Annotated in this window: 9 protein-coding genes; 6 read left to right on the forward strand and 3 right to left on the reverse strand. The window is 63.2% G+C overall.

Annotation, left to right across the window (positions count from 1 at the left end; genetic code table 11):
* The first annotated feature begins 52 nt into the window (after positions 1-52).
* The 4 genes from OKA05_RS27795 to OKA05_RS27810 all read left to right on the forward strand — a co-directional run bounded on the left by OKA05_RS27795 (position 53) and on the right by OKA05_RS27810 (position 9,391).
* A complete protein-coding gene (locus OKA05_RS27795) occupies positions 53-2,494 on the forward strand; it encodes a family 20 glycosylhydrolase (RefSeq protein WP_264490489.1) in 2,442 nt (813 codons plus the stop codon).
* The gene (locus OKA05_RS27800; RefSeq protein ID WP_264490490.1) at positions 2,491-4,317 is read left to right on the forward strand and encodes a right-handed parallel beta-helix repeat-containing protein; all 1,827 of its coding nucleotides are present in this window, start codon (positions 2,491-2,493) and stop codon (positions 4,315-4,317) included. The genes OKA05_RS27795 and OKA05_RS27800 overlap by 4 nt, the downstream gene beginning before the upstream one ends.
* A 602-nt stretch (positions 4,318-4,919) precedes the next feature.
* Positions 4,920-7,898 carry a PSD1 and planctomycete cytochrome C domain-containing protein gene (locus OKA05_RS27805; protein ID WP_264490491.1) on the forward strand — a complete coding sequence of 993 codons (2,979 nt, stop codon included), beginning with the start codon at positions 4,920-4,922 and terminating at the stop codon, positions 7,896-7,898.
* A gap of 110 nt (positions 7,899-8,008) precedes the next feature.
* On the forward strand, positions 8,009-9,391 hold the full coding sequence (locus OKA05_RS27810; RefSeq protein WP_264490492.1) for a DUF1501 domain-containing protein: 1,383 nt from the start codon (positions 8,009-8,011) through the stop codon (positions 9,389-9,391).
* Between the two features lie 12 nt (positions 9,392-9,403).
* Here OKA05_RS27810 and OKA05_RS27815 read toward each other — a convergent pair whose 3' ends face one another.
* Positions 9,404-9,601, reverse strand: a complete 198-nt coding sequence (locus tag OKA05_RS27815) for a hypothetical protein (protein ID WP_264490493.1) — start codon at positions 9,599-9,601, stop codon at positions 9,404-9,406.
* Positions 9,602-10,101: 500 nt separating this feature from the next.
* Here OKA05_RS27815 and OKA05_RS27820 point away from each other — a divergent pair, with 500 nt between their 5' ends.
* The gene (locus tag OKA05_RS27820) at positions 10,102-15,360 is read left to right on the forward strand and encodes an SIR2 family protein (RefSeq protein WP_264490494.1); all 5,259 of its coding nucleotides are present in this window, start codon (positions 10,102-10,104) and stop codon (positions 15,358-15,360) included.
* Between the two features lie 547 nt (positions 15,361-15,907).
* Here OKA05_RS27820 and OKA05_RS27825 read toward each other — a convergent pair.
* Together OKA05_RS27825 and OKA05_RS27830 are read right to left on the reverse strand one after the other, a co-directional pair.
* Entirely contained in the window at positions 15,908-16,243 is a 336-nt protein-coding gene (locus OKA05_RS27825) for an HPF/RaiA family ribosome-associated protein (RefSeq protein WP_264490495.1), read from the reverse strand.
* A gap of 80 nt (positions 16,244-16,323) precedes the next feature.
* Positions 16,324-16,458, reverse strand: coding sequence for a hypothetical protein (locus OKA05_RS27830; RefSeq protein ID WP_264490496.1), 135 nt, complete (start codon positions 16,456-16,458; stop codon positions 16,324-16,326).
* A 925-nt stretch (positions 16,459-17,383) separates the two neighbouring features.
* On the opposite strand from OKA05_RS27830, the gene OKA05_RS27835 reads away from it, so the two are divergent.
* Positions 17,384-19,486: a catalase gene (locus tag OKA05_RS27835; protein WP_264490497.1), complete on the forward strand. Its 2,103-nt coding sequence runs from the start codon at positions 17,384-17,386 to the stop codon at positions 19,484-19,486.
* Positions 19,487-19,515: the final 29 nt, after the last annotated feature.

Raw genomic sequence — 19,515 nt, forward strand, 5'->3', positions numbered from 1 at the left:
GTGAAAAAAGTGTGCAGTTAAACCCGATTCAGTGACCTTTTCCGTGATCCTCATGCATCCGCTCCTCCGCCTGCTCGCTTGTGCCACGCTGCCGTCGCTGGCCTTGGCCGCCGCTCCTGACATCGTTCCTGCCGTTCGCTCGTGGACTCCAGCTGCGGGAACCCTCGATGCGGGTCATGCCACCGTCGAAATCGATCCGGCGCACGCCGCCGCGCTCTCCGCGACGGCCGCGGTGATCCGTGAGGACCTCGCCGCACTCCAGGCTCCGGGCAAGGCGGCGGCAGGGAAGGGCACCGTCTTGTTCCTTACGCTCGGCGGCGATGCGGCCCGGCCGGAAGGCTACACCGTGGAAGTCGCGGATCGCATTACCATCCGCGGTGCCACGCCGGCCGGGGTCTTCCTCGGCTCGCGCAGTGTGCTGCAATTGCTGCGGCAGTCGCCGGAGCTGCCGAAGGGCACGATCAGCGATTGGCCGGACTACAAGGGCCGCATGCTGATGCTCGATGTGGGCCGCAAGGCTTACCCGATGTCCGCGCTCAAGGACTTCATCCGCCTGATGGCCTGGTACAAGATGAATGAGCTGCACCTTCACCTGAGCGACGAGGCCTTCGGCGGGACCTATGCTGCCTTCCGCGTGGAGAGCAAGACGTTCCCGGGACTCGCGGCGAAGGACCTCCACTACACCGCGGCCGACATCCGCGAGTTGCAGGATTTCGCGAAGGCCCGCGGCATCGTCATCACGCCGGAGATCGACATGCCCGGCCACGCGCGCTGCTTCACGAACTACTGGCCGGAGATCACGCTGAAGGGCTACCCGGACTACATGGACGTCACGAATCCGAAGACGATCGAGGTGATGAAGAAGCTGCTGGATGAAATGATCCCGCTGTTCGATGCGCCGGACTTCCACATCGGCACGGACGAGTATCGCGTCAGCGGCCCGCGCAAGGACGAGCTGCACGAGGGCTTCCGCCAGTTCATCAATACGATGAACGCGCATGTCCGCTCGCGCGGGAAGAATTGCCGGATCTGGTCGGGCTTCGAGCACATGGGCGGCACCACCCAGATCGATCCCACGGTGATCATCGACATGTGGGAGACGGACGATGCGAAGGGCCAGATCGCGAAGGGCCACCCGATCATCAATTCCAACCACGGCCGCACCTACCTCGTGCCCGGCGCGCACTACTATGGCATTAGTAGAGCGGGGATCTATCAGGGCTGGGAGCCGTGGATGGTGAGCGGCGACATGGCCAAGAACCCGGCGAAGGACGATCCGAAGCTGCTCGGCGGCAAGCTCCACGTGTGGTTCGACCAGGGGCCGACCGGCTGGACGCTGACCGAGGTCGGCGAGGACACGCTGACGGGCATGCACGTCTTCTCCGAGAAGCTGTGGGGGACCAAGGGGTCGCCGGATTACAAGGCTTTCACCGAGCGTGCGGGCAAGACCTTGCCGGTGCCGGCGGTCACGCTGCTCGACCGCATCGCGGCTGGGAAGAATGGCGTGCTGCTCGACCTGCCGCGCGAGGTGAGCCTGAAGAACGAGTCGTCGGTGATCCCGCTGCCGCTGGCCAAGGCAGAGCGCGGCGACCTCGAGTCGCCGTGGACGCTGACCATGGAAGTCCGCCGCACGGCCGACACCAAGGGCCGCGGCGTCATCATCTCGTCCGACCTCGCCGAGATCTGCGCGAACTATACGCGCCAGGAAGAGATCACGGTCACCGATCCCAACGGCCAGAAGAGCAAGAAGAAGCTCGCCTTCCAAGGCATCTCCACCTTGCGCGCCGCCGGCACCCTGGAAGGGAATGGCACGCCGGGGAAATCCCGCGTCGCCCATGACACGGCGAAGTCGTCTAACAAGATGCTGCCGCTCAATGAATGGGTGACCCTCACGGTGGTCGGCGAGACCGGCCGCAACACGATGTGGCTGAATGGCGAGAAGATCGGTGAATCCGGAAACCAGCTTGTCTGTCCGCTGCGCCAGCTCGGCGGCGGGGCAGGGGAGTCCTTCGTCGGCAGCATCCGCAAGCTGCGGGTGATCAACCGCGTGCTCACCCCGAAGGAGATCGGCCGCGCCGCGGGACTCGACATTCCCGACAACCAAGCCGCGAAGGCCAAGGTCACGGCGACCGCCTCGGATACCGCCCATGCTTTCACTCCCGACCTGGCGACCGATGAAGACCCGAAGAGCCGCTGGTCATCCGGCCCTACCCAGGCACCGCAGTCGCTGGCGATCGACCTCGGCCGTAGCGCCACTTTCAACACCGTGGCGATCGATTGGGAAAGCGCGACGCCCGGCGAGTATCACGTGGAGGTTTCGGCCGATGGCGAGAAGTGGAAGGACGTCTTCACCGGCAAGGCCGAGCCGGGCCGGACGACGGCGCGCTTCGCGAATGCCAGCGGCCGCCACGTCCGCATCGTGATGAGCAAGCCGACGACGCCCTGGGGCTACTCGATCCACGAGGTGGAAGTCCTTCACGCGAAGAAGCCGTGAGACGCTGGCTCGCTGGCATCACCCGCATGGCGGCGATCTCGCTGATCGCCGCTTTCTCTCTGCCCGCGATGGGGCAGGCGGAACCTTATCCCGCGGCTGCGGCCTTGGTCGCATCGCCCGGTGGCACGACCTATCATGTCGATCCGGCGAAGGGCGACGACACCCGCGATGGCACCAAGCCGGACACGGCGTGGAAGAGCTTCGTGCGGGTCAACGGGCTGAAGCTGGCCGCGGGCGACCGGGTGCTGGTGGCACCGGGCGTGCACGAGCTTTCTCTAACACCTCATGCGGCGGGCACGGCAGAGAAGCCGGTGGTGATCCGTTTTCTCCGCGGCGTCCACGAGTTTGCGGTGGGGCGATCGTTGCGGCGGCCGTGGCATATTTCGAATGCCAGCGACGCGCCCGACGTGCCGAAGCCGATGGCGATCCTCGTCGAGGATTCGCGGCACTTACAATTCGAAGGTGCGGGGCCTGCAGGCAAGGATCGTAGCCTACTGCTGATGGGCGGGCGGATGATCGAGTTCGTGAACAGCCACTCGCAGGACATCGGCTATCGCGGTCTCGCCTTCGACCTCAAGCGGCCGACGGTGTCGGAGTTTCGCGTGGAGGAGGTCGCGGCCGACAGCGCCGTGATCCGGATTGCGGAGGGCTCGACCTTCGCCATCGACGGCGGCAAGTTCCGCTGGACCGGCGACATCGGCAGCGGGGGAGTGATGGTCCAACAGGCAATCCCGGAGGAAGGCCGGGCGTGGCGGGTCGGCATCGACTGGGATCCTTTTTCAACAGCGACCGCGACCAGCGTCGGCGAAGGCAAGGTCCGGCTGGTGTGGGACAAAGGGAACTTCGGAATGACCAAGGGCCGGCAGTTCCAGTTCCGCCACATCTTCCGCGACTCCGCGGGCGGCTTCAACCAGCGCTGCAAGAACATCTCATTCCGCGACTGCACCTTTCACGCCCTGACGAACATGGGCATCATCAGCCAATTCACCGAGAACATCGCTTTCCAGCGGGTCGAGTTCGTCCCGCCGCCGGGCACCATCCGCACGTGCCCGTGCTGGGCGGACGCGCTGCATTTCTCCGGCTGCAAAGGCCGGCTCACGGTCGAGGACTGCCGCTTCTCCGGCCTGCAGGATGATGCGATCAATGTCCACGGCACCCACCTGCGGATCATTGGCAAGACGACGGACAACCAACTGCACCTGCGCTTCATGCAGCCGCAGACTTATGGCTTCGCGGCCTTCATGCCGGGCGATGAGATTGCGGTGATCAGCCACGCCAGCCTGCGCGAGCTTCCTGATAACCCGCGCCGCAAGGTGACGGCGATCGAGCCGAAGGCCGGCAGCAATGGCAAGGACTGGCTGCTCACGCTCGATGGTCCGGCTCCGGCCTTCGGCACCGATGATGTGGTGGACAATGTCACGTGGTATCCCGAGCTGATCGCGAAGAACAACCGGGTCGAGATGGCCTCGTGCCGCGGCTTTCTTATCACCACGCGGGGCAAGTCGCTGGTGGAGGGCAATACCTTCCACCGCTGCACGATGCCCGGGATCCTGATCGAAGACGATGCCAATGGCTGGTTCGAGTCGGGGCCGATCCGCGATCTAACGGTTCGCGACAATCGCTTCATCGGCTGCGGGATTGAGATCAGCCCGAAGACCCGCACGCCGGAGCAGCCGGTGCACGAGAATGTCCGCCTGCTTGAAAATCAGTTCGATGGCGGCGGGATCTCCGTGCACTCGGTTGGCGGCCTGACGCTCCGCGGCAATAAGTTCACCGGCAAGGAAGCGATCTCGCTGCATCACTGTACGGACGTGAGCCGCTGAGAAGCGTCGACATTCTGTCGACACGGCGTGGACAGGATGTCCACGCTCCTTATCCGTGGCAGCGCCAATTCCGCCAGCGGAGTTTGAAAGCGGGTATGGAGAAAGCGGGTATGGGTCTTCCTGCAAGCGAGTATGGGTTTCGGGATGAGCTCTCGCGTATGATGGGGAATCCCGTCGGAGATCAGGTCGAGAAGCCAGGCCATGGGCGATCCTGATTTCAGGCCAAGCGTTCGACGGTCACGGGAGAGCGGTTTTTTCCGAAAGAACGGAACGGTTTTCGGTAATCAAGAGTGAGAGATGAAATGTCCGCCCGCCCATCCGCAGGAGCATCCTGTCGCGCCGATCACGCGCCACCAGGGAGTATGGTCCGGCGACATGCAGTCGCTGATCTCGCCGAAAACTGTCCGACCAAGCCTCCTTCAGCATTCCGCAGCCTGATGACTTCCATCCATCGACATTCCCTGAGAAATGATTGCCGGTTGAAGGACCAAGGCAGGGGACAAGGGGCGGGACGCCCCTTGAACGGACTGGGGCAAGATGCCCCAGCTACATTTTTCAGACAGGCATGGAGAGGAGCCTTTGTTGCGTTCTTCGCGGTTACTTTGCCCCTCGTTGCCCACGGGGAGATCCGCTATGGGCGGGACATTCGGCCGATCCTCTCGGACAAGTGCTTTTTCTGCCACGGCCCTGACCCGAAGACGCGCGAGGAGGACCTGCGGCTGGACATTCGCGAGGAGGCCATCGAGGCGAAGGCATTCGTGCCGGGAAACCCGGAGAAGAGCCGGCTAATCAAGTTCATCAATGCCACGGATGAGGATGACTTGATGCCGCCGCCGGAGAGCCACAAGACGCTGACGCAGGCAGAGAAGCAGCTTCTTCAAGACTGGATCAAGGCGGGTGCGGAGTATGAACCGCACTGGGCCTACGCGGCTCCCAATCGCGAGCCGAACCAGACGATCGACAGTCTGGTGGCGCGGGACTTGGAAGCGCGGAAGCTGGGGTTTTCGCCGCCGGCGGATCCGACGACGCTGCTGCGTCGCTTGCACTATGATGTGATCGGTTTGCCGCCGACGCCGGAGCAGGTGGCGGCATTCCAGCAGGCCCATGCGAAGGACCCCGAGGCGGCGATCCGCGGGGTGGTGGAGCAGTTGCTCGCCTCGCCTCATTTCGGCGAGCGGATGGCGGTGGGATGGCTGGATGCCGTGCGCTACTCCGATACCGTGGGCTACCACGGCGATCAGGAGCGCTCGGCTTCGCCCTATCGCGACTACGTCATCGACGCCTTCAATTCCGACAAGCCCTTCGATCAATTCACCATCGAGCAGATCGCCGGCGACCTGTTGCCCGAGGCCACGCTGTCGCAGAAGGTCGCGGCTTCGTACAACCGCCTCAACCAGCTTTCCGAGGAAGGCGGCATCCAGGACGCCGAGTATCTGGCGAAGTATCAGGCGGAACGGGTGCGCACGACGTCCGCCGCTTGGCTGGGATCGACGATGGCTTGCTGCGAGTGCCACGATCACAAGTTCGATCCCTTCACCGCGAAGGATTTCTATTCGTTCGCCGCTTACTTCAGCGACATCCTGGAACGAGGCGCGTGCAACAATGACGGCAAGTATCAGGAAGACCTGGGGAAATGGACGTCGCAGGGCATCGCTTTCAACGAATGGGGGCCGCTGCTTCCGGTGCCCTCGGCGGAGCAGAGCGCGCGGGTCCAGCAAGTCGATGCGGAGCTCGGCCGCCTGCGCCAGCAGCATGAGAGCCGCGGTGGTGTGGACCCGCGGGAACTCGATGCATGGATTTCCAAGCAACGGGCGATGCTGGCTTCGAAGGCGCCGTACGATGCGCCGCTGCTGGATGAGACCTTGCCCAATCCCGCGTCAATCGATCAGCCCGGATTCGTGGACCGTGCCGCCGCGCCGGTGCAGGCCGGCACGCACTCGCGCAAGCAGGAGTCCACGGGGCTGGTCCAGCACATCGCCACGCTGAAGAAGCCGGTGACGGTTCGCGAGAAGGACGAGCTGTATGTGTGGGTCTATCTCGACCGGGCCAAGCCGACCAAGGCCTTGATGCTGCAGGCGAACGTGGCCGGCGATTGGTCGCACCGCGCCTACTGGGGCGATGATGCGATCAGCTATGGCAAGGGTGGGCCAACCACTGCCTACCATCACGCGGGCAAGCTGCCGCGCGCCGGTGGCTGGGTCCGGCTCACCGTGCCGGCCGCTGCGATGGGGCTGCCTGCGGGGTCCGTGGTCGGCCAGCTCGCCTGCACCCAATTCGGCGGCCTGATTTACTGGGACAATGTCGGCATTCACACCAGCGATCCCGCGCTGCGCATGAGCCATCTGCCGGCGGAGGCCATCGCACTGCTGCAAGCCGCAGCACCGGACAAGGCCAAGCTGGCGACGATCTATCAGCAGACGACACCGGCGTGGCAGAAGCTCGCGGGTGAGATCGCGACCTTGGAAACCGAGCGGACGAACCTTCTGAAATCGGCACCCACCGTGCCGATGACGATCTCGGCGAAGCCGCGCGAGATCCGGCTGCTCGACCGCGGCGATTGGCAGGACAAGTCCGGGCCGATCGTCGATCCTGCGCCGCCCGCTTTCCTCACCGCGGCGGCTCCACCCGCCACCGGACGTGCGACCCGCCTCGATCTCGCGCGCTGGATCGTCCGCAAGGACAACCCTCTAACAGCTCGCGTGTTCGTCAACCGCCAGTGGGCGCGGCTCTTCGGCACCGGCCTGTCGAAGGACACCGGCGACCTGGGGTTGCAGGGCGAATATCCGGTCCATCCCGAGCTGCTCGATTGGCTGGCCGTCGAGTTCATGGAGAACCGCTGGAGCGTGAAGCACGTGATGCGCTCCATCCTGCTGTCGCGGACCTATCAGCAGGCGAGCACGCCGTCGCCCGCGCTGGCGGAGAGCGATCCGCAGAACCGCCTGCTGGCCCGCCAGAGCCAGCTTCGTTTGCCGGCGGAACTCATCCGCGACAACGCGCTCGCCGTGTCCGGACTGCTCAACCCCGCGATCGGCGGACGGAGCGCCAAGCCCTATCAGCCGGCGGGCTACTATCGCCATCTCAACTTCCCGGAACGCGAGTACCAAGCGGACAAGGGCGCGCAGCTCTACCGGCGCGGCCTCTACACGCACTGGCAGCGGACCTTCCTGCACCCGATGCTCAAGGCCTTCGATGCGCCGACACGCGAGGAATGTTCCCCCGAAAGGACCTCGTCCAACACCCCGCTCCAAGCGCTGAACCTGCTCAACGACCCGTCTTTCAACGAGGCCGCGCGCGTCTTGGCCACCCGCTTGCTGACGGAGAAGGAAGGCGAGAATCAACTGGTGGCCCGCGCCTGGTTGCGCTGCCTGAGCCGGCCGCCGACGGCCGAAGAACTCCGGATCCTCGGCGAGTTCCATGCCCAGGAGCTGGCTCGCTTCAACTCCACTCCGGCGGCCGCCGCGCAGTTGCTAGCTATCGGCGAGCTACCCGCCGCCAAGGAAATTCCCCCGGCCCGGCTTGCCGCCGCGACCTCGCTGGCCCGTGCGATCCTCAACCTTCACGAAGCCATCACCCGCTACTGAAACCGAGATCAGAGTCTTTGGTTGAGTGTTGAGAGTTCAGAACCCGTTGCAGCGCGGATTGCTCCTCACCAACTATCAACTCTCAACCATAAGCTCTCAACTTCCCCGCCATGTTCCACGATTCCTCTCGCCGCACCTTCCTCGGTCATGGCTTGACCGGCCTCGGGTCGATCGCCCTCTCGCGACTTCTGGCCGCCGATCTCGCCGGAGGCTTGGCGACGCCCACCCACCAGGCGAAGGTGAAGCGCGTCATCTTCCTCAGCATGTCCGGCGGGCCGTCGCACTTGGAATCCTTCGATTTCAAGGCCAAGCTGCGCGAGCTTCATGGCAAGCCGATGCCCGAGTCCTTCACCAAGGGCCAGCAGCTGGCGCAGCTCCAGGGGAAGGCGCTCAACTGCATGGGCGCGCAGCATGATTTCTCCCGCCACGGCAAATGCGGCATGGAGATCTGTAATATCTTCCCCCACATCGCGAAACACGCGGACGAGATCGCGGTGATCCGGTCGATGCATACCAAGCAGATCAACCACGATCCCGCACAGACGTTCTTGAACACCGGCTCGATCATTCCCGGCCGGCCATCGATGGGGTCCTGGGTGCTGTATGGGCTCGGCAGTGAAAGCCAGAACCTGCCGGGCTTCGTGGTGCTCACCAGCGTCGGGGGCGGCCAAGCCCAGCCGATTTCGTCACGGCAGTGGAGCAGCGGCTTCCTGCCCGGGCACCTGCAGGGAGTGGAATTCCAATCGGCCGGCGATCCGGTGCACTATGTGCGCACCCCGCCGGGCAACACCGCGGAGTCCCAGAAGAACCTCATTCAAACGGTGAACCGGCTCAACCAACTGAACTCGCAGAAGACCCGCGACCCGGAGGTGGCCACGCGGATCGAGCAGTACGAACTCGCCTTCCGCATGCAGGCGTCGGTGCCGGAGCTGATGTCGAACCACGGTGAGTCGAAGGAGACGCTGGAGATGTATGGCTGCACCCCGGGCGATGGCTCATTCGCGTCGAATTGTCTGCTGGCACGCCGGCTCGCCGAGCGCGGCACCCGCTTCATCCAGCTCTATCACCGCGGGTGGGACCACCACGGCGGCATCAAGAACGGCATCGCCACCACCGCGAAGATCGTCGATCAGGCGACCTCCGCGCTGCTCACCGATCTCAAGCAGCGCGGCATGCTGGAAGACACGCTGGTGGTTTGGGGCGGGGAATTCGGCCGCACCCCAATGGCCCAAGGCGATGGGCGTGATCATCACATCAAGGCATTCTCCATCTTCCTCGCCGGTGGCGGGATCAAGGGCGGCAAGGTGCATGGCGAGACCGATGAACTCGGCTACGGCATCGTCCGCGATCCGGTCTCCGTGCATGACCTGCACGCGACCCTGCTGCACCTGTTAGGGCTGGATTTCCAGCGCTTCACCTACCGCTACCAAGGCCTCGACCAGAAGCTGACGGGGGTAGAGCCCGCGTCGGTGATCCGGCAGGTGCTGGCGTAGGCGGGCGGGACCTCAGAGGTTCTCGGCGGGGGCCGCGGACTTGCGGGCGCGGTAGGCAGCCTGCTTGTGGGCATTCGAGCAGTAGCTTGCCTGGCGTCCCCCATTGCCACGCGCCGGCGCGGTGAAGAGCTGGTGGCACCACTCGCAGCGCCTTTTGACCGATCGGTCGGAGGCGGTGGTCGGGATTGGACTCGGGTTTGTAGTGGCCACTGGTCGGCTATTGTAGGGGTAGAACCCTACAAGGCAATACCGGGATCGCGGGGGGACGCAAAAAATTGCCTCCTCTCCTCGCAAGGCGCGAGCTTGTCCAATGGCGACGGGACTTTCTCAAGCGGTATTTCACCATTGCTCATTTTCGTGACGGGATTCCCGCGGGCGATCAGGGCGGCGGCGGCAGACCGAGCCAGAAGCTCTTCGGGCGATGGAAGGGGGCGGGGATGCATGGGTTCGGCTTTCGGGCTAACTTGTAGTCAGGTTATATTGATAAGGTGGCGGTTTGGATATTTTAAGGAGAAGAGGTTAGAGGGTTGATAAAGATAAGGGATGGAGCAGCCATCGCTTGACTAACAGAATGCGGGTGGCGTTGCATTCTTCACGAGAAGTCGACCCTGGTCCCCCTAGGCTTCTTCACGCTCATGCGGGCTCCTCTCTCTCGAATGGAAGAGGCTTGGAGCCCGTCAGGCTATCAATACCCCCGTTCCTCCCCCCCTATGAAATTCGAGTGCAGCAACAACGAGTTTGCGGAAAAGATCAGTGAGCTCCTGGCCGAGGGTTTCGGCATCACGCCATTCTTGGGCAGCGGCTGTTCCGCTGCTTCCGGGATCATGATGGGCCAGGAATTCACCGACTATCTGGGGCATGCGGTCTATATCTGCGTCGGAGGAAAGGGCGGGAAGGGGGAGGCGCGGTGGGACATCGCGAAAAAGGGCTGGCCGGAAACTCCGAGCGAGAGCGAGATCGCGGAAGCGCGGGTCTGGGTCGCCGACCGGTTCGACACGGTGATCAAGGAGTACGGCATGCGCGCGCTCTACGACCCAGAGAAGCGGGTCACCGATTGCCGGCTGGACGGCACGGTTTCCTCGCCGGAGCTGTTCGCCAAACTTTTCAGTGCCCCGACGGTTCCTCCATTCCTGCGCTCGCCGGTGTTGAAGACGGAGGATGCTTCGGTGCGTTCCTTCCAAGAGAGGATGATGGGCAAGAAGAAAGCGAACGAGCGCATCATCTTCACCCACTCGAAATCCGAGACCTCCCATGCCGCCATCTGCGAGATGGCCATCCGGGCGCTCTCGGACTGGCGCGCGACCCTCCATTTCATTGCGATGCTCCGCTACGTGAAGACGGTGAGCGGGAGTCGCCTGAGCATCGGCGATGTGGATCTTTCCGTGATCGACCGTTTCAACGTTCACATCACCAAGAACCGGAAGCCGAACCTGACCCACCAGATGATCGCGCAGCTCGCCATGAGCGCGCGCATCCGCATCATCCTCACGACCAATTTCGACCGGCTGATCGAGAACGCCTTCGAGTCCTTCGGACGCCCGGTGTCGAACATCCCGGTGGGGATCCACGGCGGGCTGCCGCATCCGGACCTGGTGCATGCTAACGACTGCCTCGTGAAGCTCCACGGCGACTGTCACGAAACGCGCGCGGACTACTCGCTGGATGACCCCCCCTCCGGGGAGGACAAGCGCCGATTCTTCCACTACGTCCGCGGGGACTATCCGGATTCGGACGATGCCTCGGGGTCGCACCGTTATATCCCCAGCCAGCTCCTCGTCGTCGGCTACTCGGGCTCCGACCGCCGGTGCAACGACATGATCAAGTACGTCCTGGATTCGGACGAGCGGGCGAAGATCTATTGGGTCTGCCACAGCAAGCGCGACATCGAGCGCCTGAGTGGCAGCTTCAACGAGAGCGACTACACGAGCGACCGGATCATCGCGACGCAGACGGAGCGGCCCGACCTGCTGCTCTACGATATCTATCAGAAGCTCAATCTCACGCTGCCGAGCCCGGGAGTCACCTATCACTTCCCGGACCGCGTGATTCCCGCGAGGTCGCCCTTGCCGAAGGATGAGGACCTGCGGGTGGCGGAGGGTGATGCGGAGACGATCGAGGGACTGCTCTCCACGAAGCACGAGGATCACCGGGGGGCGATCGTCATCCTGAAGGGGAAGTCCGGGGTGCTGACGGTGATTCACCAGACCTTCGAGCTGCTGCGGACGAAGGGGAAGCATCGCATCTGGCTGGAGCTGGAGGATTTCTCGGATGCCGCTTCGGTGGGTGCGGAGATCCGCACCGGGGTGTCCGTGCGGACGGGTTCCCTGCCGCTGGGCCACCTCAAGCCGCTGCCGCGGGCGATCATCGATCGGGAGGCCAACCCGGGCGCGACGAAGGTGCAGAGGGAGAAGAAGTCCGCCGACATCATCGAGGCCTGGAAGACCTACTTCAGCGAATCCTGCAAGGAGCTGGGCATCACCGCGGGGATGTGGACGGTAGGTCTCTACGGGCGCAATGGGGCGGGCGGTTGCTCAGGGTGGGACGGGATTCACAAGACCTGGGAAGCCGAGGAGTATGAGGAGCTCCAGGAACTCATCCGCGGTCTTTCCAAGGCCGGGTTCAACATCCTGTATGCGCCCTACACGAGGGAAAGGGACGCCAGGGACAAGGAGCGGTTGGCCACGCTTGATGAGCTGCGGGTCACGCCGAGCAAGTGGGTTCAAGACAACGAGATTAGGGAAAATCTGCCACGGCCTGCCTGGGATAGCATCTCGCCGGATGTGACGCCGCTCGTCATGGACGATCCTGTGCCGGGCGAGAACGTGTTCATTCACCAATGCCGGTACCGGCAGCCCAAGCAGCTCAATATGGAGCGCGTGATCCGTGAGGTGAGCGCGCACATTCTAGAACTCCACACGGGAGTGGATGGGACCGGCGGCCTCGGCTACAAGAAGATGGACCGGGACCGGTGGCTGGAAGGCGTGCGAGCGCTCTACTCCGCCACCCTCTTCCGCCAGTCCCGTCACTTCTCCGCCTTCATCAACGACGCGGTCTATCGCTGCCCGAACCAGTTCAATACGGATCGTGACGACAATGATGAGACGCGTCAGGCCACCATCCAGAAGTGGATCGGGGATCTGAAGGAATACGGGGTGTTTTACACGAAGCCGGGCGGATTCGCGTGGGCCTACCGGGACGTCCGCCTCGGGATCCGGAATGTGATCCATACCCTCCACTTCGATCCTGGCATCGCGAAAGCCGGTAGATTCATCCGGATGCGGAACTTCACGCCCGGCTGCCATTTCTATATCGGCGAGTGGTATGCCAAGGCCCACCGGGTGACACGCCATCCCCTGCCGATGATCGAGGGCCTGCACCACTTCTTCGAGTCGATCCGGACGCTTCCCGACTTTGGCTCGCTGTATACGGGGAAGGCCGATGTGGGAGACGGGCACACGGTGGAGGTAAGGGAGGCGCTTTTTGCGAGCCGCCGGAAGATGATCTTCTTCGGTGCCATCATCGCGCTGCTGAATCTGCTCAAGAATGGAGAGTCCAGCCTTAGGTACTGGGCTTCGATCCCGCTCCGCAGGTCGATGTTTTCTCCGGGCGAGGCGGACAAGGTTTTGAAGCAAATCGCGGAGGTCATGGCGTTCATCTTCGACGCCGAGATTGTCGCGAAGGTGAATCATCCCGCCAACTTCGGGCTGCTGGATCTTGGCAAGGTCGCTTGGTCCCGTCTTGCGTCGCTCTATCAAGGCCTGCCGGAGGAGGGTAAGCCGGACCCGTCAGGCGGATCGAAGAATGACTTCGCCGTCGAAAGGGTGGGTCTGACCCTCGAACAGATGAACGTGAATCCGCGGGGGGTGGATTACTATGCCTGGACGCTCCTGGACGATGTGGCAAGGGAGCTCCGGTATATCGAGAAGCGCATCGCCTCGGACTACCGGGTGACGGATATTCCGTTCCAGAAGAGCATCCCAGCGACGGGCCGATTCACGTATGAGTTCGACGGGAACTCGGCTGTTTCCGCGTGGGCTGCGGGGAAGATTTCGGGGCTCCTCAGGGGCGTCGGCATCCTGAATTCGGCAGCGATCAAAGAAAGCTTCGCAGGAGGTCCCGCGAAGATGTTTTGCCTCGATTCCAGAATTTTCGAGATCGTCGATTTGATCCAGAAGGAGCGTGCCTCCACGAAGGCCTCCGACGCGACGGAGACCCCGCTTTCACGGAAAATCCGCAAGGTGATGGAAGGGGTGAACTTCGCGTTCCTGCTGAAAGAGGATGCATGTGTCGCCAATCCGCATGAGATCAACCTCTTCATCCAGTCGCTGGTGGAGTGGGCATTCCTCTACATCCGGCGGGCGAAGAAACTCTACCGAGCCCGGGTAACTCCCCCCAGTGTACAGGCGGACGGAGAGGTCTCGATCGAAGACTACCAAGGGTGCTTCCTTACCTCGACGGTCTTTTGTTATATGGCGATCAACCTGTGCCGGTTGCTGCCGCCTGCCTATGCGGAGTCTGCCGCCAAGGAGCAGGCGAAGGCCCAGGCCATCTATGGTCTGGCGCTCGGGCACCTGGGGAGATTCCGCGAAGCATACCGCCGGCTGGGGGAAGCCCGTGTCCTCTGCCGCTCCATGAAATCGGAAGATGGCATCGTGCTGCTCGGCATCGCGGAGCTGAGGCGGGCCGAAGTCCTCTGCTTGGAGGCCCGCGAGTACGGAGCGGTGCTCCGGTGGCTGCTCACACGGCCGGAAGGGGAGACTGTGGAGGACGAGGAAAAGAAGTTCGCCGGGATGACCGAGGAACAGAAGAAAAGCGCGATCGAGAAACAGAAGAAGATCGCCACCGAGGAAGAGCAGATGCTGCTTGGGAAGGTCTTCCGGGAGCACGTGGAGCATCACGAACTCTCCTCGCTGGATCGCAAACCTCCCTCGGATGAAGTGATCCAATCGGTGGTCGATCTTCTCTCCGAGAATGGAGAGAGGGAGGCCGGAGAGAAACTGGCGGCCTGGGTCGAGGGGGCCAGGAAGACGCGTGATGGGAAGGTCGCGGGAGTGAAGGACTCATTCCCGATCAATCCGAAGGCGATGGGCAACATCCTGCACCGGAGGGGACTGTCCCTCTCCCAACAGGACTTCACGAACGCCCCTGAGAAAATCCGGGAAACGGCGGAGAAGCTGAACCGTGTCTTGCAAGCGAAGATCGGGGATGCGTGGCGCTGCCTGGAGGAGAGCCGGCGGGGCTTCTCCGGCAGGACGCACTCGTCGCGTTGGTGGGGTCGCCTCTACTCCATGGAGCTGCGGGTCTTCGGGGAAGCAGGTCTCGCGATCAAGCACGCGGCTGACTACCCGGCTCCGCTGGAATGGTACCGGATGCTGCCATGCCGGAACCGCAGGGATCTGGCACAGCACCTCGACAAGATCTGGCGCGCGGGCATCGCCGTCGCCGGAGACGGGCCGGTGGAAGACCGCTACTACCGGCTCAAGGTGACGTATATCTACCTCTTCGCCTTGACGCTGGGAGACGTGCGACAGCCGGAGCTTGAGAACTCCGCGGAAAGCTATCTCGACCACCTGCGGCTCACCCGGGACGAGGTGAGGACGGGCGTCCGCGAGGTGCTCAAGTTCCTTGAGAAGGAGTTTCCGGGACGGAAGGATGAAAATCCGGAGGATGAAAAACCCAAGGACGAAGGAGCCGTGGTTGGAGGAGCTCCGGTTGGAGGATCCGTTGGTAAAGGCACCAAGCCGGAACCCTACGGCTTGCCCTATCTGCTCGAAAAGGAACGGGAGATGGAAGATGGCGGGATCAAGCCCAAGAAGACACCCGAGAGCGATCGCGAGAAGATCCGAAAGAACAGGGACGACATTACCCACAAGGATCTCTTCGGACCGGAACCCGAGGATCTCGACCACTCCTACTTCCTCATCATCGTCAAGAAGGCCTTGCGGATGGAGATCGATGTAAGGAAGTGAGATGCCGTCCCGAGGGGCGACTAGCGCCAGCCCGGCACGCAAGTGCCGGGTTGGCGGGGCGGATGTGAACGGGTCGTGTTGGATCCTCCGGCAAGCCGCAGCTCTGCTTGCGGCTGACGGCGACGGCGTGGTAGGCGTTACTTTCCCGCGCTAGTGAAGTTCACCGCGATGTCCGCTTCGTTGTCCTTCCAGCGGACGGTCGAAAAGCGGCGGCGTTTCTGCGGAACAGCATCCGCTACGGGGAGTACGAAACGGCACTGAAGTGGTACGATAGCTTCGTCTCACCGGCGTGGAAATCCGCGCTGGTCGATGCGCAGCGGGATGCGATGAACGGGATGAAGAAGGATGCCGCGACGGAGCAGGAGAGTCGCTGAGAGGCTGCCTGGAAAACATCTTTGCACCCGCGTTTCCTTGAGATTCCGTATGGGGAAATCAAGGGAACGGGCGGGACGCCCATTCAACGGACTCGGGAAAGATGCCCCAGCTACATTTTTCAGACGCTGTGAATACGGGGTGCGCCGGTAATGGGATGACCCGTCGGCCGGGGTCAGCGGCTTTCCAATCTTCCGAGGTGGTGTTCGAGCATGCGTTCCAGCCGGTCTGCCGCGCCTTGGACGGCATCTGATAGAGCGGCGGCATCATGATGGACGCCGAGCGGCTGAAAGCCTTCCAGCCGCGCTTCGATCGCGCAGCGGACGTCGGCGTCTCCACCCTTCTCGCTATTCTGGTCGCTGAGATGGACCTCGACGCGGGTGGTGCGGCTCGCGTGATTCGTGAGGGTGGCTTCGACAATGGAGGCGACATCTTCCTGGAGTTCGAGGCTGCCGTGGATGTGGCGATCGGTGTTTACTTGGACCATCATGGTGACCGCAACCTCCGTCACGGTGGGCACTTGTAAAGCGACCTTGGGGTGGAAAAATTCATGCGTAATTCCAACTCCTACGGTTGCAGTAGTCACGCCGGTCACGGCGGCGAAGGTGTGGACGGCACGATGAGTTCGCCCGGAGCAGGCATCACGGGCCGGCTGACCGGCAGGTCGTCGGTCCGGATGTTTCTCAAGATGGCGGCGATGGCCAGGATCAGGGCGGCGACCATCATGGCGATGGTAAGGATCCATGCGGATCTTGTCCGAGAACCATGGGATGGAGCTTGGTGGGTCGCATTCATGCATGGACTTTCGCACGTCGCATGCGCTTTTCCAGCGGAGTCGTTGCCTTGGCTCTGCGTCAGGTGTGCTGCGGCCGAGGGAAACGGGGCGGGAGTCCCGTCAACGGACTGGGGCAAGATGCCTTCGGCTACATTTTTGAGATGGCTCCTTACCCGGTGAAGGGCATGGCGGTGAGGGATGATATCATCCGCCTGGCCGTGGATCCGGAGCGGTTTTGAGGAGGCTGATAGAAGCGACGCGCCGGCTTCGGGGCCGTGAAAAAGAAAGGCCGGGCGATGGTCCGGGAGGGTCTCCCCGGGCACCTTGGTCAGCGGGATTTTGTCTCAGTGCAGGACGGAACCCAATGGCACGGCATTAAGCCCGTGATCGGAGCGTCGTGGAACACTGGGAGCGCGGAATTTATTCCGCCTGATAGGTAGGTTCGCCGGGCTTTCGGCGCTCCCGTAGTGCGAAGCTGCTAGCGCATTTCGGCATGCCCGCGTGTCCGAAGCGCGTAGTTCCTTTGAGGAGATCATTCACCCGGTGCTTCCCCGCGGCAGGGCTGCTGGCATTGGGCGGCAGCAGGGCTGCGCGCAGTCCGGGTCTCCGACGACTCGGGGAGCGCCTGGAAGGCAGGTTCGCGGGGTCTGCCAGGCGGAATGAATTCCGCGCGCCCAGTGCGATTCCGCGAGTCGCTGGATGATCGTGCCCGAGTGAGATTGAGCCAGCGCATCCTGCATTGAGCCTGCGCAAATTGACATGTGAGGGAAGGGGGCGGACCACCGGCTACGAGGATTTTTCGGGAAAGTGCCATCGGCATGCGGCTTGCGAGAGGGGCGTCTCCGCGCGGGTCAACCCCTGCGCGCACACATCGCCATGGCCTCAAAGAAATCTCCTCCTTCGCCTCCTGCCGCCGCTCCCTCTCCCAAGCTCCCCGCCGAGACGCATCAAACCGCGGTCGAGGGCGAGCAGCACCTGACCACGAATCACGGTCTTCCCATCTCGGACAACCAGAACTCGCTGAAGTCCGGTGTGCGTGGCGCGGTATTGCTCGAGGATTTCATTCTCCGCGAGAAGATCACGCACTTCGACCATGAGCGCATCCCCGAGCGGATCGTTCATGCGCGCGGCTCGGGGGCGCATGGTTTTTTCCAGCCGTATGAATCCGCAGCGGATATCACGGAGGCAGGGTTCCTTCAGGATCCGAAGAAGAAGACGGAGGTGTTCGCCCGCTTCTCGACGGTGGCGGGTGGTGCCGGGTCGGTGGACCTGCCGCGGGACGTGCGCGGATTCGCGGTGAAGTTCTACACCGAGCAGGGAAACTTCGATCTGGTGGGCAATAACATCCCGGTCTTCTTCATCCAGGATGCGATGAAATTCCCGGATGTGATCCATGCGGTGAAGATGGAGCCGGACCGCGGCTTCCCGCAGGCTGCCTCCGCGCACGCGACCTTCTGGGACTTCATCTCGCTGACGCCGGAGAGCATGCACATGATCATGTGGGCGATGTCCGACCGGGCGATCCCGCGTTCGCTGCGGATGATCGAGGGCTTCGGCGTGCATACCTTCCGCTTCATCACTGCGGAGGGCATGAGCCGCTTCGTGAAGTTCCACTGGCGGCCGACCATTGGCAGCGCCGCGGTGGTGTGGGATGAGGCGATCAAGATCAGTGGAGCTGACCCGGACTTTCATCGCCGGGATCTGTGGGAGGCGATCGAGCGCGGGGACTTCCCGGAGTGGGAGCTGGGTGTGCAGGTCATCGAGGAAAGCCAGGCCGCGGAGCTCGACTTCGATCTGCTGGATCCTACCAAGCTGATCCCGGAGGAGATCATCCCGATCCGGATGCTTGGCAAGATGGTGCTGAACCGGAATCCCGACAATCACTTCGCGGAGACCGAGCAGGTCGCCTATTGCCCGAGTCACATCGTGCCGGGGATCGGCTTCTCGGATGACCCGCTGCTGCAGGGGCGGCTCTTCTCGTATCTGGACACGCAGCTCAGCCGTCTCGGCGGGCCGAACTTCCATCAGATCCCGGTCAATGCGCCGCGCTGCCCCTTTGCCAACAACCAGCGCGATGGGCTGCGGCAGATGCAGGTGCACAAGGGCAGGGTCGCCTATGAGCCGAGCCAGATTTCTCCACCGGGCGCGCCACGCGAGTGTCCCGTGCATGGCTTCCGGACGCATCCGGAAACGGAGACGGGCGAGAAGATCCGGAAGCGCTCGGAGACCTTCGCGGATCACTATTCGCAGGCGCGGCTGTTCTTCCGCTCGATGACTCCGCCGGAGCAGAATCACATCGCCAGCGCGCTCGCCTTCGAGCTCGCGAAGGTGGAGGTGGTGAAGATCCGCGAGCTGATGCTCGGGCACCTGGGCCACATCGATGCCGACCTGCAACAGACCGTGGCGGATGCCCTGGGCATGCCGGTGAAGAACAGCGCGAAGGTGCAGCCGGCGGTGTCGCCGAGAGACCTCGCTCCTTCACCCTCGCTCAGCCTGATCGGGAAGGATCCCCACACGCTGAAGGGACGCAAGGCTGGCATCCTGATCACGGATGGGGCCGACGCGGGGCAACTGGCGGCGCTGCAAGCCGCTTTCAAGAAGGAGAAGGCGGCGGTGGAATTGATCGCGCCGAAGATCGGCGGGGCCACCACTTCGGATGGCACGCTGGTGGAGCCTCATCATTCGCTTTCCGGCGGGCCGTCGGTATTCTTCGATACGGTGGTGATCCTCGCCTCGGAAGCGGCGATGGGGGACTTGGTCCGTGAAGCTGCCGCGGTGAACTGGGTGCGCGATGCCTTCGGCCACCTCAAGGTGATCGGCTACTCGCCCGAAGCGGTGCCGCTGCTGGAGGCGGCGGGTGTCGAGCTCGATGACGGCACGATCGCGCTGGATGGCGCGAAGGCGATCAAGGGCTACGTCACCACTGCCAAGGGCGGCCGACGCTGGGAGCGGGAGCCGAGTCTTCGCAGCATCGGCTGAGGCGCATTTGGGGGAGCATCAACGAACCT

Origin of the sequence: Luteolibacter arcticus (assembly GCF_025950235.1) — a bacterium.
Taxonomy (GTDB): Bacteria; Verrucomicrobiota; Verrucomicrobiia; order Verrucomicrobiales; family Akkermansiaceae; genus Haloferula; species Haloferula arctica.

Bases quoted from the DNA above. Each gene is read 5' to 3' on its own strand.
- OKA05_RS27795 (WP_264490489.1), top strand. From the start codon at position 53: ATGCATCCGCTCCTCCGCCTGCTCGCTTGTGCCACGCTGCCGTCGCTG.
- OKA05_RS27810 (WP_264490492.1), top strand. From the start codon at position 8,009: ATGTTCCACGATTCCTCTCGCCGCACCTTCCTCGGTCATGGCTTGACC.
- OKA05_RS27820 (WP_264490494.1), top strand. From the start codon at position 10,102: ATGAAATTCGAGTGCAGCAACAACGAGTTTGCGGAAAAGATCAGTGAG.
- OKA05_RS27830 (WP_264490496.1), bottom strand. From the start codon at position 16,458: ATGATGGTCGCCGCCCTGATCCTGGCCATCGCCGCCATCTTGAGAAAC.
- OKA05_RS27835 (WP_264490497.1), top strand. From the start codon at position 17,384: ATGGCCTCAAAGAAATCTCCTCCTTCGCCTCCTGCCGCCGCTCCCTCT.